Below are 22,164 nucleotides of genomic sequence, written 5' to 3' on the forward strand. Positions count from 1 at the left end.
CGCCCGTCCGCGGGGACGCTCGTACCAGCCCTAAGGGCCAGCAAAGCAGGTAGAATCACGCCCTGACTTTTTCGGGGCGTTTTTTTATGCGTATTGGCCACGGCTACGATGTGCACCGTTTCGCTGAGGGCGACTTCATCACCTTGGGTGGTGTGCGTATCGCCCACCACTCCGGGCTGCTGGCCCATTCCGATGGCGACGTGCTGCTGCACGCACTCAGCGATGCCCTGTTGGGGGCTGCGGGGCTGGGTGATATCGGCAAGCATTTCCCTGACACCGATCCGCAATTCAAGGGTGTCGACAGCCGTGTACTGCTGCGTCACGTTGTCGCGTTGATCCATGCCAAGGGCTGGAAGGTCGGTAACGTCGACAACACCATCGTCGCCCAGGCGCCGAAGATGGCGCCGCATATCGCCACCATGCGGGCGCTGATCGCCGAGGACCTGCAGGTCGAGCTCGATCAGGTGAACGTCAAGGCCACCACCACCGAGAAGCTTGGTTTCACCGGGCGCGAGGAAGGTATTGCGGTGCATTCCGTAGCCTTGTTGCTGCGCGCATGAACGAACTGCAACTGTTGGGCCCGCGGGCCTATGGCGATGCCTTGGGCAGCGCGGTCCTCAAGGCCACGGCCGAGGATTTCCAGGTCGATGAGGTCCTGGACATTCCTCTGAGCGGCGATGGCGAGCATTTATGGCTGTGGGTGGAAAAACGCGGCCTGAATACCGAGGAAGCTGCCCGGCGGATCGCCAAGGCCGCCGGGGTCCCGCTGCGTACGGTGAGCTATGCCGGACTCAAGGACCGCCAGGCCCTGACTCGCCAATGGTTCAGCGTGCAACTGCCGGGCAAGGCCGATCCAGACCTGGCGGCAGCCGAAAACCACACCCTGAAGATCCTCAAGGCCAGCCGCCACAGGCGCAAGCTGCAACGCGGCGCCCATGCAGCCAATGGCTTCACCTTGCGCTTGACCGAGCTGCGGGCGGATCACGCGGCGATCGATGCCCGCCTGCAACTGATCGCCCGGCAAGGCATTCCCAATTACTTCGGTGCCCAGCGTTTTGGCCATGATGGCGGCAACCTGGTGGATGCCCGGGACTGGGCGGCACGCCAGGCGTTGCCGGAACAGCGCAACGTGCGTTCGCGCTTGCTGTCTGCCGCTCGTAGCTACTTGTTCAACCAGGCCCTGGGCGCACGGGTGGCCGACGGCAGTTGGCAGCAGGCCCAGGTGGGCGATCTGCTGGCCTTCACCGACAGCCGCAGTTTCTTCATGGCTGGAGCTGAGGAGTGCCACGATCCACGCCTGGCGATTCTCGACCTGCATCCCACCGGGCCCTTGTGGGGCAAAGGCGACTCGCCTGCCGCCGGTGCTACCCAGATCCTGGAGCAGGGCGTCGCTACCCGTGAACCGGCGCTGTGCGATTGGCTGGTAAAAGCCGGCATGGAGCACGAACGACGCATCCTGCGGCTGCCCATTGGCGGTTTGACGTGGCATTATCCCGTGCCTGACATTCTGCAATTGGAATTCGTCCTGCCGGCCGGATGTTTCGCCACCGCATTGGTGCGCGAACTCGTCGATCTGGTGCCGGTGGGGCAGACGGACAGCCCATGCGTATTCTGATTTCTAACGATGATGGGGTAACCGCACCCGGTATCGCCGCGCTGCATGCTGCGCTGGCCGATCATGCCGAGTGCATGGTTATCGCACCGGATCAAGACAAAAGCGGCGCCAGCAGCTCGCTGACGCTCGACCGTCCGTTGCATCCGCATACTCTCGGCAACGGCTATATAAGCATCAACGGCACGCCGACCGATTGTGTGCATCTGGGGCTCAATGGCCTTCTGGAGCATGAGCCGGACATGGTGGTCTCGGGCATCAACCTGGGGGCTAACCTCGGGGATGACGTGCTGTATTCCGGGACTGTCGCGGCCGCCCTGGAAGGGCGTTTCCTGCAGCGTCCGGCGATTGCCTTTTCGCTGGTCTCGCGGCAGGTGGAGAACCTCGCCACCGCGGCTCATTTCGCGCGCAAGCTGGTCGAGGCGCAAGGCTTGCTGGATCTACCACCACGGACGGTGCTGAACGTGAACATTCCCAACCTGCCGCTCGATCGCGTCCGCGGTATCCAGCTGACCCGCCTGGGCCATCGCGCCCGTGCCGCGGCTCCCATGAAGGTGGTGGACCCCCGCGGCAAGGCCGGTTACTGGATCGCCGCCGCCGGGGACGCCGAGGATGGCGGTCCTGGCACCGATTTCCATGCGGTCATGCAGGGCTACGTATCCGTGACCCCGCTGCAGCTGGATCGCACCTTCAATGATGCGTTCAGGAGCCTGGACGGCTGGCTGGAGGGGCTGCGCTGATGGCCCGTGAGCAAGACGATCTGCTGCGCCGGGGAATCGGCATGACCTCCCAGCGCACCCGTGAACGCCTGATCCAGCGGCTCTACGATGAAGGCTTGTCCAACCCCCAGGTGCTGGAAGTCATCCGGCGCACGCCCCGGCATCTGTTTGTCGATGAAGCACTGGCCCATCGGGCCTATGAAGACACAGCGTTGCCCATCGGCCATAACCAGACCATTTCCCAGCCTTATATGGTGGCCCGCATGAGCGAGCTGCTGCTGGAGGCTGGCCCCCTGGACAAGGTGCTGGAGATCGGTACCGGCTCCGGCTACCAGACCGCGGTGCTGTCGCAGCTGGTGGAGCGGGTGTTCTCGGTGGAGCGGATCAAGGTCCTGCAAGATCGGGCCAAGGAGCGCCTGCAGGAGTTGAACCTGCGTAATGTGGTGTTCCGTTGGGGTGATGGCTGGGAGGGCTGGCCGGCATTGGCGCCTTACAACGGCATCATCGTCACCGCGGTGGCCACCGATATTCCCCAGGCGCTGCTCGACCAGCTGGCACCGGGCGGGCGCATGGTGATTCCGGTAGGCGCCGGTGAGGTGCAACAGCTGATGTTGATCGTCCGCGAAGAACACGGCTTTGCCCGGCATGTCCTGGGAGCGGTGCGGTTTGTACCCCTGCTCAATGGCCCCCTGGCCTGAGCATTTCTGCGAGCCGGGTGAATTCTGTCCGTCAGGCTGTGTCTTAGTGGCGTATCGATCGTCAACCTGTGGGGCGACGACCCGTGACAAACCCCGGTCGTCCCCTGTGCCGTGCCGGCGGTAAAGCGCCGGCGTCCGGTTATACTTGCGTCATTTCATGCCTGAGCCAGGCAATCTATATCGTCAACCATCAGAAAGGGAGCGGCGGGTGAGTCTCACAGTCATTGCGCAGCGTATGGGTACAACAAGCTTTCAGCGACTGATGATTGGCCTTGTATTGAGTTCCTTGTTGGTTGGTTGCTCCAGCACCAGGTCCAGCAGCGTCGGAGTGGTTGATCGCAACAGCAATGCGGCACCGCAACGCCCGACCGTCACCACCGGCCAGTACGCCGTGCGCCGCGGGGATACGCTGTTCTCCATCGCCTTCCGTTATGGCTGGGATTACAAGGCATTGGCCGCCCGCAACAATATCAGCGAGCCCTATACCATCCATCCGGGGCAAACCATTCGTTTCGATGGCCGCACCGGTACCGCTCCGGCTACCGTGGTGACCAGAACCCAGTCCTCCGGTGCTTCCTCCTCGAGCAAAACCACGGTCATTCGTCGCCCGGTGACGACCACTACATCTCCGGCAACAGGTGCCGCAACCAGCCCGGCGAACAAGCCGAGCCCAGCTCCGGCGCCGGTTCCAGCCACTCCGGCAGGCCCTGCGCCGACCGGTTGGGGCTGGCCTTCCAACGGTGTTCTCATTGGAAAATTTTCTTCAAACGGTAGTTTGAATAAAGGCATTGATATCGCCGGGGATTTGGGACAGCCTGTTTTAGCTGCGTCTGATGGGACGGTGGTTTACGCCGGGAGTGGCTTAAGGGGCTACGGCGAATTAGTCATCATCAAACACAGCGAAACCTACGTCAGCGCTTATGGTCACAACCGTAAGCTTCTGGTTCGGGAGGGGCAGCAGGTCAAAGTCGGACAGACAATTGCCGAGATGGGATCAACTGGTACAGACCGGGTGAAACTGCACTTTGAGATTCGCCGACAAGGTAAACCTGTAGATCCGCTGCAATTCCTGCCACGTCGTTGATCCGTTACCAACCTGTTCCACTCGCTCACGTAGAGGGAACAGGTTCCAGTGTTGCCAGGGATATAGGCGACGCTCGAGCCTGAGGTCGAACTCACCAAAGGACTATAACAATGGCTCTCAGTAAAGAAGTGCCGGAGTTTGACATCGACGATGAAGTTCTCCTTATGGAGAGCGGAATCGATATGGATTCGATGTCGAATAATGAGGGGGCAACTCCACCTTCCGTTCGCACCAAATCCAAAAGCTCCGCTGCAATCAAGCAACACAAGTACATTGACTACACTCGCGCGCTCGATGCGACGCAGTTGTACCTCAATGAAATCGGTTTTTCTCCATTGCTCTCTCCCGAAGAGGAAGTGCACTTTGCGCGTCTATCGCAAAGTGGCGACCCGGCTGGGCGTAAACGCATGATTGAAAGCAACTTGCGGCTGGTGGTGAAAATCGCCCGACGCTATGTCAATCGTGGGTTATCGCTGCTGGACCTGATCGAAGAGGGCAACCTCGGCTTGATCCGAGCGGTGGAAAAATTCGACCCCGAACGTGGTTTCCGTTTCTCGACCTACGCTACCTGGTGGATCCGCCAGACCATCGAGCGTGCAATCATGAATCAGACCCGGACCATCCGGTTGCCGATCCATGTGGTCAAGGAACTCAACGTCTACTTGCGCGCCGCCCGCGAACTGACGCAGAAACTCGACCATGAACCCTCTCCCGAGGAAATCGCCAACCTGCTCGAGAAGCCGGTGGCGGAAGTCAAACGCATGCTCGGCCTGAACGAGCGCGTTTCTTCGGTGGATGTCTCGCTGGGCCCGGATTCGGACAAGACCCTGCTGGACACCCTGACCGACGAGCGGCCGACGGATCCTTGTGAACTGTTGCAGGACGACGACCTTTCGCAAAGCATCGATCAATGGCTTTCCGAGCTGACCGAAAAACAGCGTGAGGTTGTCGTACGCCGGTTTGGCCTGCGAGGGCATGAGAGCAGCACCCTGGAAGACGTTGGCCTGGAAATTGGCCTGACCCGTGAACGGGTGCGGCAGATCCAGGTTGAGGGCCTCAAGCGCCTGCGGGAGATCCTCGAGAAGAATGGCTTGTCCAGTGAGTCGCTGTTTCAGTAGCCGCTGACTTGCCTATAAAAAGCCCCGACTGGTTCGGGGCTTTTTCATGGGGGGACGAAAAGTCTTGATTTGGAGGGGCACGTAGGAGAAGCGGAACTGTTCTTAATTCCCATGTAAGCCAAAGATTACTTTTGCGTAATCTATTGGGGGTCGATCACTTCTGAGTTGCCTAAATCGACTTAGGTAATTTTTTATCTAACTGATTTAAAAGGCTTTTTATTTATTGCTGGATTAGATTGGACAGAATTTCCCGCTGATAGTGCGATTGCCGTTATCTGGGAAGTCTCTAATATCAACCCTGTGTCGACGGATAGACACAGCCATCAAGGATGATGGTCAGGACATCGCAAGAAGCGATTCATCAGGATGATGACAAGGAACACAGGGACTAGGGAAAAAATGTGGGCGGGTCATACCGCCCCTTTTTTTTGCCTGTCGAAAAGTGCAGTCGCAAATCCCTGAGTCCATAAACGCAAAAAGGCCCGCAAGGGGCCTTTTCAAGGAACGCCGAAGTATCAGCGTTCGAGATCCTTGATCTTGCCTTTGACGCCATCCCACTCTTCGGCATCGGGCAACGAATCTTTCTTTTCAGTGATGTTCGGCCAGATCTCTGCCAGCTCGACGTTCAACTGAATGAATTCTTGCATCTCGTCCGGGACTTCATCCTCGGAGAAGATGGCTACAGCAGGGCATTCAGGCTCGCACAGCGCGCAATCGATGCACTCATCCGGGTGAATTACCAGGAAGTTCGGGCCTTCGTAAAAGCAGTCCACCGGACAGACTTCTACGCAGTCGGTGTACTTGCACTTGATGCAGTTGTCGGTGACGACGAAGGTCATTTCTAATTTTCTCCTCAGGCGGCGGCAGCGGAGCCCCTACAGGATTGGGGTCGCCAGGTTTGGGAGCGATAGTCTGTGGACCAGGCTAATAGTCCACAGCATCCCAAACCGCGCGAGATTCTAACAGCTTGAAGGCGTTCGCGTTAGATGCGTGTCTTCAATGTGTAAAGCATTTCCAGTGCCCGACGAGGGGTCATGTCGTCCAGTTCCAGCTTGGCCAACTCGTCCAGAACCGGGTGTGGCAGGCTGGCGAACAGGTCGCTTTGCTGCGGAACCGAGGTTTTTCCCGGTGCCGGTTTGGCTGCTTCATGGGGCAGGCTGGTGGTTTCCAGGCGGCTCAAATGCTCCCGTGCGCGGACGATCACAGCGCTCGGAACCCCGGCCAGCTGGGCTACGGCCAGGCCATAGCTCTGGCTGGCAGGCCCGGGCAGGACGTGGTGCAGGAAGACGATCCGTTCATTGTGCTCGGTGGCATTGAGATGCACGTTGGCCACCAGCGGTTCGCTTTCCGGCAGTACTGTCAGTTCGAAGTAGTGGGTGGCGAACAGGGTATAGGCCCGCAGGTGGGCGAGACGTTCTGCCGCAGCCCAGGCCAGGGAAAGACCGTCGAAAGTGCTGGTGCCACGCCCCACTTCGTCCATCAGTACCAGGCTGCGCTCGGTGGCGTTGTGCAAGATGTTCGCGGTTTCGCTCATTTCCACCATGAAGGTCGAGCGCCCGCCGGCCAGGTCGTCGCTGGAGCCGATCCGGGTGAAGATCCGGTCCACCAGGGACAGCTCGCAGCTTGCCGCCGGCACGAAGCTGCCGATATGGGCCAGCAGCACGATCAGCGCGGTTTGTCGCATATAGGTGGACTTACCGCCCATGTTCGGGCCGGTGATCACTAGCATCCGTGTGCTGTCGTCCAGGTTCAGGTCGTTGGCCACGAACGGCGTGGTCAGCACCTGCTCCACCACTGGGTGACGACCCTGAGTGATGCGCATGCAGGGTTCGCTGACGAAGCGCGGGCAATTCAGGTCCAGGTTCAGGGCGCGCTCGGCCAGGTTGCTCAGCACGTCCAGTTCAGCCAGCGCTCCGGCGGTGTCCTGCAGGGGCGGCAAATGGCTAATCAGGGTTTCCAGCAGGGCGTCGTAGAGCATCTTCTCGCGCGCCAGGGCACGGCTCTTGGCCGACAGTGCCTTGTCTTCGAAAGCCTTGAGTTCAGGCGTGATGAAGCGCTCGGCACCCTTGAGGGTCTGGCGCCGGATGTAGTCCGCAGGGGCCTGTTCGGCCTGCTTGCTCGGCAATTCGATGAAGTAACCGTGGATGCGGTTGTAGCCGACCTTGAGGTTGGACAGTCCGGTCCGGGCTTTTTCCCGCGCTTCCAGGTCGATCAGGAACTGGCCGGCGTTCTCGCTCAGCGATTGCAACTCGTCCAGCTCGGCGTCGTAGCCGGTCTTGAGCACACCGCCGTCGCGGATCACCGCTGGCGGGTTGTCGATGATGGCTTTCTCCAGCAGCGCCGCCAGTTCCGGATAGGTAGCGGTGGTGATGGCCAGTTGTTTGAGGTGCGGCGCTTCCAGCTCGGCCATCGCCACTTGCAGTTCAGGCAATGCCGCCAGGGCGTCCCGCAGGCGTGCCAGGTCCCGTGGCCGGGCGTTGCGCAAGCCGATCCGCGCGAGGATTCGCTCGATATCACCGATTTCCTTCAACTGCGGCTGCAGGCGTTCGAAGCGATAGCCATCGAGCAGGCAGGTGATAGAGGACTGGCGTGCCTCCAGGACCTTCAGGTCACGCAGCGGTCGGTTCAGCCAGCGGGTCAACAAGCGGCTGCCCATGGCGGTCTGGCAGCGATCGACCACCGATTGCAGGGTATTGTCGCGACCGCCCGCCAGGTTGGTATCCAGTTCCAGGTTGCGTCGGCTGGCGCCGTCCAGCACCACGGTATCGTCCAGGCGTTCGTGGCGCAGGCTGCGCAAATGGGGCAGGGCGGTGCGCTGGGTTTCCTTGGCATAGCTGAGCAGGCAGCCGGCGGCGCCGATGGCCAGGGTCAGGGTTTCGCAGCCGAAGCCTTTGAGGTCCTGGGTGGAGAACTGTTGACACAGGCTCTTGTGCGCCGAGTCGCGCTCGAAGTCCCAGGGGGCACGGCGCCTTGTGCCACGGCGCTTTTCCGCTGGCAGGCCCTGTGGCCAGTCATCCGGGATCAGCAACTCAACCGGATTGATGCGCTCCAGCTCCGCCAGCAGGTTTTCCCAGCCCTTGATCTCCAGGACGCTGAAGTTGCCGCTGGTGATATCCAGCACGGCCAGGCCGAACAGGCGCTCGTCACCCAGTACCGCAGCGATCAGGTTGTCCCGACGCTCGTCCAGCAACGCTTCGTCACTCACGGTCCCCGGCGTGATGATACGCACCACCTGGCGTTCCACCGGGCCCTTGCTGGTGGCCGGGTCGCCCACCTGTTCGCAGATCACCACCGACTCGCCAAGCTTGACCAGCTTGGCCAGGTAGCCTTCAGCGGCATGGTAGGGGATGCCGCACATGGGAATGGCCTGGCCTGCCGACTGTCCCCGTGCGGTCAGGGTGATGTCCAGCAGCTTGGCGGCCTTCTTCGCGTCTTCGTAGAAGATCTCGTAGAAGTCGCCCATGCGATAGAACATCAGCTGATCGGGGTGTTGATTCTTGAGACGCCAGTACTGTTGCATCATCGGCGTGTGGGAAGACAAGTCGGAGGTATTTTTACTCATTGGTATATAGGCGGATTCGTTGAATGGCTGACGCAAAGGGGCCCCAGGAGCCCGGCTTTTTGCTGATGGCGGCAAGGTTACCACGGGTTCCCGCGGCCTCGCAGGCGCCAGGGGAAGCTATGCTTGTCGGGCAAATGCATTAAATATGCAAATCAGCATTTGTCTTCCCTTGAAAGTTCGCGCAATATGCGCTTTATGCAAATACGCAACGTTTCTACCGTCTTAAGAGAGCTGCTGGATCGCGATGGAATCTCCCCCACGGAGCTTCACCGTCGCACTGGTGTGCCTCAATCCACCCTCTCGCGGATCCTCAGCGGGAAGATCGTCGATCCTTCGGACAAGCACATTTCCAAGATCGCCGAGTACTTCCAGGTGAGCACCGACCAACTGCGCGGGCGCGTGGATATCGCCCCGGCCCGCAGTGCGGTGCGCGACGAGATTCATTCGGAACTCAAGGACATAAGCCTGTGGGACGACGATACCCCCGTCGATGACGACGAGGTGTCGGTTCCCTTTCTGCGTGAGGTTGAATTGGCTGCTGGATCAGGAAGATTCGTCATCGAGGAGAGCGAGCGCGCCAGCCTGCGCTTCGGCAAGCGCAGCCTGCGGCATAACGGCGTGCAGTTCGACCAGGCCAAGTGCGTCACGGTGCGCGGCAACAGCATGTTGCCGGTACTGCGTGACGGCGCCACGGTCGGGGTCAATGCCGGCAAGTGCGCCATTGGCGATATCGTCGATGGCGACCTGTACGCCATCAATCACAATGGCCAGTTGCGGGTGAAGCAGTTGTACCGCCTGCCCACCGGTATCCGCCTGCGCAGCTTCAACCGCGATGAGCATCCTGACGAGGACTACAGCTTCCAGGACATCCAGGAAGAGCAGATCAGCATCCTCGGTCACGTCTTCTGGTGGGGCATGTACGCCCGCTAACCCGCCACCCGCAAACCAAGCCCGCCCCTGAGCGGGCTTTTTTTTGTCCCGCAAAACCCCTTCATCCCCAATGCCTATGCGGCTTCCATGCATGGAAGCAAAAAGCGTGCATAAATAAATGCATTTACGCATTGACTGCATATGCATGAATGCATAATATTCGTCTCAAGCCGTTCGAAAACGGCTGCAACAACGCTCTTTAGTGGCACAAGCAAAAGGCAGCGATGAACCGGCCTCGACGGTTCAGAGGGTTGGCAACTGACCCGGGTGTGCAGCGTAAAGCACCAGAAGCAGTTATCCGGCGGACAGGGGTCGCGGTCGGAGGAACAATTTAAATGGGTCCGTACCGCGCCAGTAGCGCCGAAAGACCAAGGATTGCATTACTGAAAAGCCCGGGCGACCGGGCTTTTTGGAATGCCTGCCTAACGTGGGCCGCCAATAGACAGGGACCCCTTGAATCATCGTTTCGAGTTTTTCATCAATTGGCCGCTTCTTTGGCCCCAATCCACACGGGAGACCTGAATGACAAACGAGCAACAAGCGTTGCTGGATATGCCGATCTGGATGGTCATCGTCCTGGCGCTGCTGGGCGGCGTGTCCGGTGAAATGTGGCGTGCCGACAAGGAGGGCGCCCGTGGCTGGGCACTGCTGCGACGCCTGGTGCTGCGTTCTGGAGCCTGTGTGATCTGTGGTGTCTCGGCGATCATGCTGCTGTATGCCGCCGGCGTCTCGATCTGGACCGCCTGCGCCTTCGGTTGCCTGACCGCCATGGCCGGCGCCGACGTCGCCATCGGCCTCTACGAGCGCTGGGCGGCCAAGCGCATCGGTGTGTGCGAGGTGCCCGAGCGTGACTCGCACTCCGATCGATCCTGAACGGCCTTTCATCAACCCCATTTGCATCTGCCGGCAAGCCCGGGCGGGTGCACCTTGCCTGTGCCTGGCCGGTGGAGCGCTGGCCGGCGCTTTTCATGCGTCTTGATCGACAGTGGTACCAGCGCGCCGGCCTGCGGGCCAGGGCCTCGCTGGTATCGCCGTCGACCCGATTCCAGGACTGGACAATGAGCGAACTGACGATATTGCACGACGCTATCGCCGCCACGATCAAGGCGGCGATGCCCGCTGTCCGAGCGGTGGAGGCGTTCCCCGAGACACCCGATGGCCTGGCCAGGCCGGCAATCGTCTTTGCCATCACCGCCATGGATCCAGCTGTTGATCCGGGCGATGGCCGTAGCTGTGTGAAGGCCACGTTCGAGGCCAGCATGCTGGTGGACGCCAACCTGCCAGGGGCAGCTTTGCAAGCGGTCGAACTGGCGGCGCAAATGGCCGACCTGCTGCATTGCCAGCACTGGAACCTCGATTTCGTCGAGGGCACCAGCAGCGTGCGGGCCAAGCCTGCCGACGCCACCAGCGAGTCGTGGCGCAAGAAGGCCTGGACCGTGCAATGGCAGCAGTTGGTGTACCTCGGCCAGGAACAGTGGCCCTGGGCCAACCAGGGCCCGGGGTCGCTGCTGCTCGGTTTCGCTCCTGATACCGGGGCTGGCCACGAAGATGGCTACTTCTCCCCGGAGCAACTGGCATGAGCTTTGTCGCCGCGACTCACGATCGCATGCTCGCCGGCCTGATCATTCCCTGCAGCGTGGTCGGGGTCGACCTGGCCGCCGCCATGGTGCGCGTGTCCGACGGTGCCGGCTGGACCAGCGCCTGGGTGCGCTGGCACAGCCAGGCCGCCGGCAAGGCCCGGCACTGGCGGGCGCCGAGCCTGGGCGAGCAGGGGGCCTTGATCAGTCCCAGCGGCGAGCCGGCCCAGGGCACCTTCGTCCCGGGGCTGTATGGCAACGCCGGGACCCAGCCGGACAACCGCGACCATGTCGAAGTCTGGCGCTTCGACGATGGCGGCTCGCTGGTCTACGACTGGCAGGCCAAGAGCTACAGCATCAGCTTGCCCAGCGGCACGGTGACCATCCAGGTGGCCGGCAGCTCGGCGGTGATCACCGATAGCGCGATCACGGCCAAGGCCGACACCATCAGCCTGACCGGGCAAGTCACCTTGAACGGTGATGTGCAGATCAACGGCGCCAGCTTGCAGCACAACGGGGTGAACGTCGGTTCCACCCATACCCATCCGGGCGTGATGCCCGGCGGTGGCTCGACTGCCACGCCGCAATGACCAACCGCCCGCCACCGCGGGCTTTTTTATGCCTGGAGCAACCATGAGCAGCAAGAAAAAGAACACCGGCCCGGTCGTGTTCCGCGACACGGTCTACACCTCCCGCGTCCTGGTCCTGCCCGATGGGCGGATGCTGAACGTCGCCAATGGCCAGGTCGCGGTCGAAGCCAGCGACAACCTCGCCCGGGATTACCTGGGCCAGCACCCGGATCTGCAAGCGCAGGAGTGACGCGATGATCGGAATGGATCGCCGCACCGGCCAGTCGTTGTCGGGCATCGCCCATGTGCGCCAGTCCATCGAGGACATCCTGAGCACGCCCCTGGGCAGCCGGCGCATGCGCCCGGAATACGGCAGCAACCTGCGGCGCTTCGTCGACCTGCCAGTGACCGGTGGCTGGAAAAGCGCAGTACAGGCCGAAGTCGCCCGGGCGCTGTTGCGCTGGGAGCCGCGGCTGAAGCTGGAGCAAGTGCAGGTGGTTTCGGTGGTGGCGGGCCAGATCACCTTTCAACTGACGGGCCAATACCTGGGCAATAGTGCGATTTTGGAGGTGACGGCATGAGCACCCTGGATTTATCGGCGCTACCGGCGCCACAGGTGCTGGAAGCCCTGGATTTCGAAGCGCTGTACCAAGACAAGCTGGCGACCTTCCGCCAGCACATGGGCGGTAACTGGAGCGCCGCCCTGGAGAGCGACCCGGTGGTCAAGCTGCTGGAACTGGCGGCCTACCGCGACCTGCAATTGCGCGCCCGGGTCAACGATGCGGCCAAGGCCTTGCTGTTGGCCCACGCCCAGGGCAGCGACCTCGACCAGCTAGCGGCCAACGTCAAGCTCAAGCGCCTGGTCATCCGCCCGGCCGACCCGCAAGCGCTGCCGCCCACGCCGGAGGTCAAGGAGACCGACGACGCCCTGCGCGAACGCATCCAGCTGGCCTACGAAGGCCTGACCACCGCCGGGCCGCGCAACAGCTACATCCTGCATGCCCGCAACGCTTCGGCCCTGGTGGCCGATGCCGCGGCCCAGAGCCCATCGCCGGCCTGCGTCACCGTCACCGTACTGGGGCTGGAGGGCGATGGCAGTGTCGCCCCCGAACTGCTGGCGACGGTGGCCACCGCCCTCAATGACGAGGACGTGCGGCCCCTGGGCGATCGGGTCACGGTGCAGAGCGCCCAGGTGCTGCCCTACCGCATCGATGCGGTGTTGCACATGAAAGGCCCCGGGCCGGAAAGCGATGCCGCGTTGGTCGAGGCCCGGCGCAAGCTGGCGGCCTGGATCAATCCGCGCCGGCGCCTCGGGCTGGAAGTGCCGCGCTCGGCCATTGATGCCCAGTTGCACGTCGCCGGGGTCTCCCGGGTCGACCTGGCCAACTGGCAGGACATCGCCCCGACCCCGGCCCAGGCAGCCTACTGCACCGGCTACAGCATCACGCTGGGAGGCTGACATGAGCAGCCTGCTGCCGATCAACGCCACCCCGCTGGAACGCGCCCTGGCCGCTGCCAGTACCGGCGATACCGCCGTCGTCCTGCGTACCTTGTACAACCCCGACACCTGCCCGGCGCACCTGCTCTCGCAACTGGCCTGGGCCTGGTCGGTGGATCGCTGGGACCCGACCTGGTCCGAGACGGTCAAGCGCAACGCCATCAAGGCCTCGTTCTTCATCCATGCCCGCAAAGGCACCATCGGTGCGCTGCGCCGGGTAGTGGAACCTTTGGGTTACCTGATCGAAGTGGTCGAGTGGTGGCAGATGGTGCCCCAGGGCGAGCCGGGCACCTTCGCCCTGAAAGTTGGAGTGATGCAGACCGGCATTTCCGAAGCGACCTACCAGGAGCTGACCCAACTGATCGACGACGCCAAGCCGGTCAGCCGCCATATGAGTGGCTTGGCCATCAGCCTGGAAACCGCCGGGACTATCGGTTACGGCATCTTCCTGGAGCAGGGCGAAGAGCTCGACGTGTATCCCCCGGCATCTCGCGATATCGAAGTGATCGGCCGTTTGGCGCCGGTCGTGTGCATTGACGAAATAGACACCCTGGATGTGTACCCATGATCGATTCCAACAGTCAGTTCTTCGCCACCCTCACCGCGGTGGGCGAGGCGAAGCAGGCCAACGCCACCGCCCTGGGCATTCCCTGGACCTTCAAGGAGATGGCGGTGGGGGATGCCAATGGCACCGACCCCGTGCCGAACAAGACGCAGACCAAGCTGATCAACGAATGGCGTCGGGCGCCGGTCAACCAAGTGCGAACCGACCCCGCCAACCCGAATGTCATCATCACCGAGCAGGTGATCCCCCCTGATGTCGGTGGGCATTGGATTCGTGAAATCGGCCTGTTCGATGCCGACGGTGACCTGGTGGCGGTGGCCAACTGCGCTCCCACCTTCAAGCCCTTGCTGGCCCAGGGCACCGGCAAGACCCAGATCATCCGCATGAACTTCATCGTGTCGAACACCGCGCAGATCGTGCTCAAGATCGATCCGTCGGTGGTGCTTGCGACCCGGCAGTATGTGGATGATTCGCTGGCGACAGCGCTGCCTGCGAACAAAACGCCAGGTACTTATCGGCAGGTCACCATCGACAAGCGTGGCATCGTTGTCAGTGGCGCTAATCCCACCACGCTGGCTGGCTATGGCATCACCGATGCTTTCACCAAGCCGGAAACGTCGGTGGCGATCAATCAAGCGGTGGCCGCGCTAGTTGCTGCCTCGCCCAGTGCACTCGACACGTTGAAAGAGCTTGCAGATGCGCTCGGCAATGATCCGAACTTTGCTGCGACTATGACGAATGCTTTGGCGGGGAAGGCAGCAAAGGCTACAACGCTAGCGGGCTATGGCATTACCGACGCGATGAAGAAGTTCGCCGGCGGCATTGAGGCTCAGGCTGTGCAGTCTTCAAATGATCTCGACAAAATCAATTCTTCGGGACTGAACAGCTTTCATGCTTCAACTGCGAATCGTCCACCAGGGTCTACGTATGGAACTGTCCTTCATATCTCTTATGACCAGCCCTCCGGAAGCTGGACCCAGTTCGCAGTGGCGGCGGGTGATAGCCGGGCGTGGTTTCGGGGGTGTGTGAATGGAACTCTTCAGGCGTGGCAAGAGATATGGAGTTCTGGAAATCTCAATCCTGGAAACCTCCAGCAAAAGCTTGGTTTTACGCCGGTTCAGCAAGGAACAGGACACGGACAAGGCAGTAATGCGATAAAAATCGGATGGTCAAATGACCAGAGTTCGAAGTTAAGACTGACTGTAGATAACAGCGATATAGGGTATTTCCTGACATCCGCAGACCTCAAGCCTGCCGACTACATCAAGAAAGGCCAGGCGCTGGCCCCCGGAGAAAGCCCTGCATGCATTTCTTTTGCATCTGGCTCAATCACTGGAGTGAGCGGAAGCTCTGGTGGAATTGAAGTTCGTGGGTCTGGCGGTGCCGCAATTTTTAGCTTTCATCGTCCGGGGTCTTTTGGGGTTAACTTCGGGCTTGATACCGACAACCAACTTAAAGTTGGTGGCTGGAGCATGGGCGGCGTTGCCCATACGATTTGGCACTCTGGCAATAGCCCACGCGATACGGCATCTCTTGGTGCGGCAGGCTGGACCAAGAACGCGGACACCGGCGAAATTATTCAGTGGGTAGAGGCGCCTGTTGGCGACTTCACCCACGGAAAGCTTGTCAACGTTACTTGGCCTTTTCAGTTCCCTACGCAACTCCTCAATGTCATCACCAGCTTTCGCCAGGCATCTGGCTCAGGCGTCTTTTGTGGTCAGGCCGTCTATTCCGGCGGCACTCAGACAGGGTGCACTCTACGAATGGAAGAATGGTCCGCGACCGGGCTCGTACAGGATGGTTTGGTCGTAATTGTCACAGCTAGAGGGTTTTAGTCAGTGAATCTATTTTATTGTGCAAAACAGAATTCATTTTTTAATGAGGCTCTGCACGGCGCCCGCACGATTAAAGTGCCTGATCCTGAATGGGTTTCCCCGGCAGATCAAACCGCAGTCGCCCCCTTGATCGTTGCTCAGAATCCTGCGTGCCTACTTCCACCTGAAAATGAGCTGGTGCAAATCTCGCAGGAGGATCACGACGCTATTTTTCGGGCACTTGCAAAAGGCGGCTCTGTTTTGACAAGCGATGATAAGGGGTTCCCGAAACTTGCTGCCGCGCCCGGATTGACAGCGGAAGAGCTGATGGCTGCCGAACGCATGTCGCGGGACCGGATTCTGCTTAGCACTGATTCGCTGGTAGCACGACACCGAGATGAAATTGAGGTTGGACGAGCGACAACTATCACTGTGGAGCAATACAAGCAGTTGCAGGTTTATCGCCAGGCACTGCGGGATTGGCCCGAGGCATTAGGGTTTCCCTCGATAGACAAGCGCCCGGTGTCGCCGCCCTGGCTCGCCGAGCAAATACGCTAAACGCGCCGCCATCCGGGGCGTTTTCATATCCGCGCCTTAGCGCACCGTCTTCTCTTCCAGCCCCGCCATCCGGGGCTTTTTTATGTCTGGAGCTTATCCATGAGTGGTTTTTTCCACGGCGTCACCGTCACCAACGTGGACACCGGCGCGCGCACCATCGCGCTGCCCACGTCCTCGATCATCGGCCTGGTGGACACCTTCACCGAGGGCCCGGGCGTCAGCGCCAAGGCCAACGACCTGCTGCTGATCACCAGCGAGCGCGAAGCCATTGCGGCCTGGGGCCCGAATGCCGCGATCACCAAGGCTTGCCAGGCCATCTACCAGCGGGCCAAGGCGGTGATCGTCGCCTGTGGCGTGACCAAGGTCGAGGATGCCGAGCAGCAGGCTTCGGCGATCATCGGCGGCGTCCTGGCCAACGGCAAGCGCACCGGCCTGCAAGCGCTGCTGGACGGCAAGAGCCGTTTCAACGCCCAGCCCCGCCTGCTGGTGGCACCCAAGCACAGTGCCACCCAGGCGGTCGGCACGGCCCTGGTGGGCCTGGCGGACAAGCTGCGCGGCCTGGCCATCATCGACGGCCCCAACAGCACCGATGAAGCAGCCATGGCCTACGCCAAGAACTTCGGCGCCAAGCGCGCGTTCATGGTCGACCCGGGCATCCAGTACTGGGACACCGCCGCCAGCGCCACTGTCGATGCCCCGGCCTCGGCCTGGGTCGCCGGCCTGTTCGCCTGGACCGACAACGAGTACGGCTTCTGGGCCTCGCCTTCGAACAAGGAGTTCGTCGGGGTCACCGGTACCTCCCGGGCCATCGAATTCCTCGACGGCGACGAGACCTGCCGCGCCAACCTGCTGAACAACGCCAACATCACCACCATCATTCGTGATGCCGGCTTCCGCCTGTGGGGCAACCGCACGCTGTCCAGCGATCCCAAATGGGCCTTCGTCACCCGAGTGCGGACCATGGACATCGTCATGGACGCCATCCTCTACGGCCACAAGTGGGCAGTGGACCGCTCCATCACCGCCACCTACGTCAAGGACGTCACCGAGGGCCTGCAGGCCTTCATGCGCGATTTGAAGAACCAGGGCGCGATCATCAACTTCGAGGTCTATGCCGACCCCGAGTTGAACACCGCCAGCCAGCTGGAGCAGGGCAAGGTGTACTGGAACATCCGCTTCACCGATGTACCGCCTGCCGAGAACCCGAATTTCCGCGTCGAAGTCACCAACCAGTGGCTGACCGAAGTCCTCGATAAAACCGCTTAAGGAGCCGCAGCAATGGCAATGATTCCCGAAACCCTGGCGAACATGAACCTGTTCGTCGATGGCATCAGCTTTCAAGGCGACGTGCCGAGCCTGACCCTGCCCAAGCTCACCCTCAAGACCGAGGAGCACCGGGTCGGCGGCATGGATCTGCCCATCGAGCTGGACATGGGCATGGAGAAGCAAGAGGCCGGCTTCACCACCACCGGTGTGCGCCGCGAATCCCTCAAACTGTTCGGCCTGACCGACAGCAGCGCCTTCAACGGCGTGTTCCGTGGCGCCTTCAAGGGCCTCAAGGGCAAGACCACCCCGGTGATCGTGACCCTGCGCGGCCTGCTCAAGGAAGTCGACATGGGCGACTGGAAGTCCGGCGACAAGGCCGAGATCAAGCACAACGTCGCCGTGAGCTACTACAAGCTGGAAGTCGACGGGCGCCTGATCTACGAGATCGATGCCCTGGGCATGAAACGCGTGATCAACGGTGTCGACCAGCTCGCCGCCCAACGTTCGGCCCTGGGCCTGTAAGGAACTTCCTCGATGTCTGAAGCAATCAATGGCACGCCGTCCTGGATGGTGTTGAGCCCCGAAAACGTGGTGATCAGCCTCAGCAAGGCGGTGTCGATGAACGGCGTGCAGTGCGACAAGCTCACCCTGCGCGCGCCCACCGTGCGTGATATCCGCGCTGCCAACAGCGCGGCTGCCGGCGATGACGAACAGCGCGAGCTGATGCTGTTCGCCAGCCTGGCCGAGGTCGGCAGCAAGGACCTGGAGGGCCTGACCCTCAAGGACTACCAACGCCTGCAGGCCGGTTATTTTCGCTTGGTGCAAGACGACGAGCTTTGACCCGGCAGTGATGAAGGTGGCGGCGAAGCGGCTCGCTCGCGAGCTGCATTTTTGCGCTGAGGAAATCATGACCATGCGCTATTGCGACATGGTCTGGTGGCTCACGGATTGAGCCTGTCACCACGGGGGCGGCAAATGGCGAACAACAAGCTGGTATCGACAGTGATAAAGATCGGCGGCGCCCTGGACGCGACCTGGGCTGCTGCCACCAAGACAGTGGAAGACCGGATCAAGGCGCTCGACGAGCAGGCCAGCAAGGCCCGGGGGCTGGCGACGGCCATCGGTGAAACCCAGCGCCTGCGCCGGGAGCTGAACCAGGCCCGCAAACAAGGCGCGCTCTCGGTCGGTGACTTGCAGGCCAAGCTGGACAGTAGCCTGGATGGATTACGCAAGCAGGGCATCCAGGTACGCAAGCTGAACCAGGAGTACCAGGCCCTGGGCCGTGCGGCCCGGGGCCTTGAGCTCAGGGCCACGGGCCAGCGGCAGATCGAGCAGGGCAAGACGGACCTCAAGTCCGGCTACGAGCTGGCGAAGAAAGCCGTTGGGGTGCTGGCGGTGCCGGTCAAGGTCAACGCCGACTACCAGGCGACGATCCGCGACATCGCCATCAAGGGCAATATCGCCAATACCCCGCAAGAGGCGCAGCTGGCGCGCAATGTCCTCCAGGTTTCCCAGGACTCCGGGCTGGGTCGCGGCGAGGTCGCCAGTCTCATAGCCGGGATGACCGCCAATGGCACGTCGTTGGACAAGGCCCAGCAGTATGCCGGGCTGGCGGCCAAGTTCGTGGTTGGCCAGGGGGCCGGCGTCAGCGACACCGCGACTCTGATCCGAGCCCTGGAGACGCAGGCCGGGATCACCGATCCCAAGACCCTGGAGCGGGCCCTGGAGGCCATGGCCCTGCAAGGCCAGGCGGGCAACTTCGAGGCGGCCGACATGGCCCGCTTGCTGCCCGACCTGCTGGAGAGCGCTGCGAAAATGAAGCTCACCGGCATGGATGCGGTGAGCCAGGTGGGGTCGATGTTGCAATTGCAGATGTCGACGGCCAACGGCGCCGATCAGGCCGCCGGCAACCTGAAGAACTGGATGGGCGAGATTCGCTCACCGGCCACTGCCGCGGCTTATGCCAAGGCCGGCATCGACTATGAGGGATCGCTGCAGACCGGCCTGGAAAAAGGCATGTCGACCCTGGAGGCGAGCTTCGCCCTGGCCATGAAGTACATCCAGGTCACCGACCCGGCCAAGGCCGCGCAGATGACCGCGGCCCAGGCGCAGATCAGCCAGCAAACCGACCCGCAGAAGGCCCAGGCGATGCTGGCCGCCCTGGCGCAGTCGCTGCGCGGCGACAACCTGTTCGTCAACATGCAGGTCGATGCCGCGTTGCAGGCCTACGCCCAGGGCCAGGATGGGTACCAGAAGCTCAAGCAGGACTCGCTGACGGCCTCCGGTGTGCTGGACAAGAACCAGGCCGAGCGCCGAGGGACGTCGGCGCAGATCTGGAAGGAAGCCGATGGCGCGGTCGACAACCTGCAACAGGCGTTCGGCCAGGCCCTGACCCCGGCCACGGACCGCTTGGGCCAGAGCATCACCTGGTTGGCGAACGGCCTGACCGAGCTGACCAACCAGGCCGCTCTGGCGGTACTGGGGGTGACGGTCCTGGCCGGCAGCCTGCTGGCGCTGAAGAAGTTGCAAGCGGCCTACACCCTCGGCAAGGGCCTGTTCAACGTGGCCCGGGGCTCGATGATGGGCAATCCGGACTTCATCCAGAAGGTGCTGGTGACCAACCCGGAGGCACTGGGTGGCGGTGACTACGACATCGACACCAGCCGTGACAAAAAAGGAGGCAAGGGACGCAGGGGTGGGGGCGCTAAACCAGGCCGCAGTTGGCCCGGTAGAGCCGCCCAGGCGGTTAGAAATGCCTTCAGGCCGGGCGTTGTGGGACGGGTTGCACAAGGAGCGGCCAGCCTGGGCATGTCGACTTGGCGAGGGATCAAGACGGTGGCTCAGTATCTGTGGCCCAAGGTCAAGGGCAAGGGCGGGGGCAACGTGGCGCAGGCTGTGCTGGGTGCGGGTCTCCAGGTTGCCGATACCTACCTGAATGCCAAGACCAAGGACGAAAAGGCCGAAGGCTATGGTCGCGCCGCAGGTGGGCTGGCAGGCGCCATGCTCGGAACCAAGGCCGGTATGGCAGCAGGGGCTGCTATCGGCTCTATCGTCCCAGGGCTTGGAACCGCCATTGGCGCAGGCGTAGGCGGCCTGGTAGGGGGCGCTCTTGGCTACTGGGGCGGTGATGCCCTGGGTGGGCGCCTTGGCAAGTCGATGTTCGGCGGCGATGACTCGCTCAAGTCGATGCCCGCCGCCGGCCCGCTGATGATGCGTGACGCCGGCAAGAACATCCCGCCGGTCATGGACGATATCGCCAACTCCTTCAAGAGCGGGCAGACCCCGCCGCTGATGGGCCAGGTGGTGCGTTCCATGCCGCCGGCGCCCGGCACGTCGAGCACCCTGGCCGAACCCTTCAATGCCCCCTTGGCGCCGGCGATCGAGCAGCAGTTCAGCTTTGCGCCGGCGATATCGGTCACCGTCCAGGGCGATGTCAAGGACCCGGCGCAACTGGCCCGGGAACTGGAGCCCTACCTGCGTTGGCAGTTCGACGAGTACAGCCGCCAGGCCTCGGCTCGCCAGCTGTCCGATGCACCTCACGTTTAAGGAGACGCCATGGCCTACATGGAACAGCTGCAATCGGGGTTGCAATCCCTGGTGGCGGCAGCGGAGGCGGGGCGGCGCAGTGCGGACGAGATGCTGGGGCCCATGAACGGGGCCATCGGCGATATCACCGGCGCCGCCCTGGAGCTGGAGAACCTGCCCGTGGTCGGGCCGCAAGTCGGCACCCGGTTGCGACGCATCCTGCGCGGTATCGATGCCGCGCAAAGCCGGGTCGGCGAGGTGGCGGCCCAGTACAACCAGGCCGTCACGGTAGCCGGGCAGGTGCAACAGCGCCTTGGCGCCTTGCAAGAGCAGACGGCCAAGGTCGGGGCGGCGATCAACCGTATTGGCGGGCAGATCAGCCCGGCCCTGGGCACGATCTTTCCCAGCAGCCTGTTCGCTGCCAAGGAAACGCCCACCGCCGAAGCGGTCAAGCCGTTCCCGCACCTGCTGATCCTCCAACCCCTGGGGGCTGCTTCCCAACCCTATTACTTCAACCTGGACACGGCGGCCTTCGACGATTTGCGGCGCCAGACCAGCTTTCGCTGGACTGGCCAGGAGCGCCTGGGGCGCAGCAGTGCCCAGCAGGCGGTGGGCCTGGGCGACGAACGCATCAGCCTCAAGGGTGCGATCTTCCCCGGGTTCAAGGGCGGACTGGGGCAGTTGCAGGCCTTGCGCAGCATCGGCCGGCAGTTGCGCCCCTTGAGCCTGACCACCGGCTACGGCGAGGTCCTGGGCTCCTGGTGCCTGACCAGCATCGACGAAGACCAGGGCCACTTGCTGGCCGGCGGCATTCCACGCAAACAGGCCTTCTCACTGGAGTTCGTAAGCTATGGCGACGACTTGCAGAACCTCTGACGGCGATCTGCTCGACACCTTGTGCCAGCACTATTACGGGCATTTGAACGGCACTGTCGAGGCGGTGCTGGATGCCAACCAGGGCCTGGCCGACGAGCCCCAGCCATTGCGGGCCGGGGTGCTGATCCTGCTGCCGGACCTGCCGGCGCCGGAGCAGGCGCTGGTCCAGCTATGGGACTGAACCCTGGTCTCG

Annotated in this window: 24 protein-coding genes; 22 read left to right on the forward strand and 2 right to left on the reverse strand. The window is 62.1% G+C overall.

Annotation, left to right across the window (positions count from 1 at the left end):
- Positions 1 to 86 precede the first annotated feature (86 nt).
- The 6 genes from ispF to rpoS all read left to right on the forward strand — a co-directional run bounded on the left by ispF (position 87) and on the right by rpoS (position 5,231).
- Positions 87 to 560 (forward strand): 2-C-methyl-D-erythritol 2,4-cyclodiphosphate synthase, encoded by a 474-nt coding sequence (gene ispF, locus C4K40_RS06050; protein ID WP_053134494.1) that lies wholly within the window; start codon positions 87 to 89, stop codon positions 558 to 560.
- Entirely contained in the window at positions 557 to 1,615 is a 1,059-nt protein-coding gene (gene truD / locus C4K40_RS06055) for a tRNA pseudouridine(13) synthase TruD (protein ID WP_053134496.1), read from the forward strand. Before ispF ends, truD begins: the two co-directional genes overlap by 4 nt.
- Complete coding sequence (surE, locus tag C4K40_RS06060; protein ID WP_022642598.1) at positions 1,603 to 2,352, forward strand: 5'/3'-nucleotidase SurE; 750 nt, start codon at positions 1,603 to 1,605, stop codon at positions 2,350 to 2,352. Before truD ends, surE begins: the two co-directional genes overlap by 13 nt.
- 41 nt (positions 2,353 to 2,393) lie before the next feature.
- Complete coding sequence (locus tag C4K40_RS06065) at positions 2,394 to 3,029, forward strand: protein-L-isoaspartate(D-aspartate) O-methyltransferase (RefSeq protein ID WP_172681667.1); 636 nt, start codon at positions 2,394 to 2,396, stop codon at positions 3,027 to 3,029.
- Between the two features lie 208 nt (positions 3,030 to 3,237).
- Entirely contained in the window at positions 3,238 to 4,113 is an 876-nt protein-coding gene (locus C4K40_RS06070) for a peptidoglycan DD-metalloendopeptidase family protein (protein ID WP_083456937.1), read from the forward strand.
- A 110-nt stretch (positions 4,114 to 4,223) separates the two neighbouring features.
- A complete protein-coding gene (gene rpoS / locus C4K40_RS06075) occupies positions 4,224 to 5,231 on the forward strand; it encodes an RNA polymerase sigma factor RpoS (protein ID WP_031320993.1) in 1,008 nt (335 codons plus the stop codon).
- A gap of 515 nt (positions 5,232 to 5,746) precedes the next feature.
- Here the strand turns inward: rpoS and fdxA are convergent.
- Together fdxA and mutS are read right to left on the reverse strand one after the other, a co-directional pair.
- Entirely contained in the window at positions 5,747 to 6,070 is a 324-nt protein-coding gene (gene fdxA, locus C4K40_RS06080; RefSeq protein WP_022642601.1) for a ferredoxin FdxA, read from the reverse strand.
- Positions 6,071 to 6,213: 143 nt separating this feature from the next.
- Positions 6,214 to 8,793 carry a DNA mismatch repair protein MutS gene (gene mutS, locus C4K40_RS06085; protein ID WP_053134498.1) on the reverse strand — a complete coding sequence of 860 codons (2,580 nt, stop codon included), beginning with the start codon at positions 8,791 to 8,793 and terminating at the stop codon, positions 6,214 to 6,216.
- Between the two features lie 186 nt (positions 8,794 to 8,979).
- On the opposite strand from mutS, the gene C4K40_RS06090 reads away from it, so the two are divergent.
- The 16 genes from C4K40_RS06090 to C4K40_RS06165 all read left to right on the forward strand — a co-directional run bounded on the left by C4K40_RS06090 (position 8,980) and on the right by C4K40_RS06165 (position 22,152).
- Positions 8,980 to 9,723: an XRE family transcriptional regulator gene (locus C4K40_RS06090; RefSeq protein WP_083456938.1), complete on the forward strand. Its 744-nt coding sequence runs from the start codon at positions 8,980 to 8,982 to the stop codon at positions 9,721 to 9,723.
- A gap of 522 nt (positions 9,724 to 10,245) precedes the next feature.
- Complete coding sequence (locus C4K40_RS06095; protein WP_022642604.1) at positions 10,246 to 10,596, forward strand: phage holin family protein; 351 nt, start codon at positions 10,246 to 10,248, stop codon at positions 10,594 to 10,596.
- Between the two features lie 95 nt (positions 10,597 to 10,691).
- Entirely contained in the window at positions 10,692 to 11,303 is a 612-nt protein-coding gene (locus tag C4K40_RS06100; RefSeq protein WP_246195900.1) for a hypothetical protein, read from the forward strand.
- Positions 11,300 to 11,890 carry a phage baseplate assembly protein V gene (locus tag C4K40_RS06105; RefSeq protein WP_053134500.1) on the forward strand — a complete coding sequence of 197 codons (591 nt, stop codon included), beginning with the start codon at positions 11,300 to 11,302 and terminating at the stop codon, positions 11,888 to 11,890. The genes C4K40_RS06100 and C4K40_RS06105 overlap by 4 nt, the downstream gene beginning before the upstream one ends.
- Before the next feature lie 43 nt (positions 11,891 to 11,933).
- Complete coding sequence (locus tag C4K40_RS06110; protein WP_022643381.1) at positions 11,934 to 12,119, forward strand: hypothetical protein; 186 nt, start codon at positions 11,934 to 11,936, stop codon at positions 12,117 to 12,119.
- A 4-nt stretch (positions 12,120 to 12,123) separates the two neighbouring features.
- Complete coding sequence (locus tag C4K40_RS06115; protein ID WP_053134502.1) at positions 12,124 to 12,450, forward strand: GPW/gp25 family protein; 327 nt, start codon at positions 12,124 to 12,126, stop codon at positions 12,448 to 12,450.
- Positions 12,447 to 13,328: a baseplate J/gp47 family protein gene (locus C4K40_RS06120; RefSeq protein WP_053134505.1), complete on the forward strand. Its 882-nt coding sequence runs from the start codon at positions 12,447 to 12,449 to the stop codon at positions 13,326 to 13,328. Before C4K40_RS06115 ends, C4K40_RS06120 begins: the two co-directional genes overlap by 4 nt.
- A gap of 1 nt (position 13,329) precedes the next feature.
- Complete coding sequence (locus C4K40_RS06125) at positions 13,330 to 13,935, forward strand: phage tail protein I (RefSeq protein ID WP_053134510.1); 606 nt, start codon at positions 13,330 to 13,332, stop codon at positions 13,933 to 13,935.
- Positions 13,932 to 15,767, forward strand: coding sequence for a phage tail protein (locus C4K40_RS31840; RefSeq protein WP_256224155.1), 1,836 nt, complete (start codon positions 13,932 to 13,934; stop codon positions 15,765 to 15,767). The genes C4K40_RS06125 and C4K40_RS31840 overlap by 4 nt, the downstream gene beginning before the upstream one ends.
- Positions 15,768 to 15,770: 3 nt before the next feature.
- A complete protein-coding gene (locus tag C4K40_RS06135; RefSeq protein WP_256224156.1) occupies positions 15,771 to 16,304 on the forward strand; it encodes a phage tail assembly chaperone in 534 nt (177 codons plus the stop codon).
- Positions 16,305 to 16,403: 99 nt separating this feature from the next.
- Entirely contained in the window at positions 16,404 to 17,570 is a 1,167-nt protein-coding gene (locus tag C4K40_RS06140; protein WP_053134521.1) for a phage tail sheath family protein, read from the forward strand.
- 12 nt (positions 17,571 to 17,582) lie between these two features.
- A complete protein-coding gene (locus tag C4K40_RS06145; protein WP_022643387.1) occupies positions 17,583 to 18,092 on the forward strand; it encodes a phage major tail tube protein in 510 nt (169 codons plus the stop codon).
- 12 nt (positions 18,093 to 18,104) lie between these two features.
- On the forward strand, positions 18,105 to 18,410 hold the full coding sequence (locus C4K40_RS06150; protein WP_022643388.1) for a phage tail assembly protein: 306 nt from the start codon (positions 18,105 to 18,107) through the stop codon (positions 18,408 to 18,410).
- 135 nt (positions 18,411 to 18,545) lie between these two features.
- A complete protein-coding gene (locus C4K40_RS06155) occupies positions 18,546 to 21,116 on the forward strand; it encodes a phage tail tape measure protein (protein WP_053134524.1) in 2,571 nt (856 codons plus the stop codon).
- Positions 21,117 to 21,125: 9 nt separating this feature from the next.
- Positions 21,126 to 21,971 carry a phage tail protein gene (locus C4K40_RS06160; protein WP_022643393.1) on the forward strand — a complete coding sequence of 282 codons (846 nt, stop codon included), beginning with the start codon at positions 21,126 to 21,128 and terminating at the stop codon, positions 21,969 to 21,971.
- Positions 21,946 to 22,152: a tail protein X gene (locus tag C4K40_RS06165; protein ID WP_022643394.1), complete on the forward strand. Its 207-nt coding sequence runs from the start codon at positions 21,946 to 21,948 to the stop codon at positions 22,150 to 22,152. The genes C4K40_RS06160 and C4K40_RS06165 overlap by 26 nt, the downstream gene beginning before the upstream one ends.
- Positions 22,153 to 22,164: the final 12 nt, after the last annotated feature.

The organism is Pseudomonas sp. CMR5c, from assembly GCF_003850545.1.
Taxonomy (GTDB): Bacteria; Pseudomonadota; Gammaproteobacteria; order Pseudomonadales; family Pseudomonadaceae; genus Aquipseudomonas; species Aquipseudomonas piscis.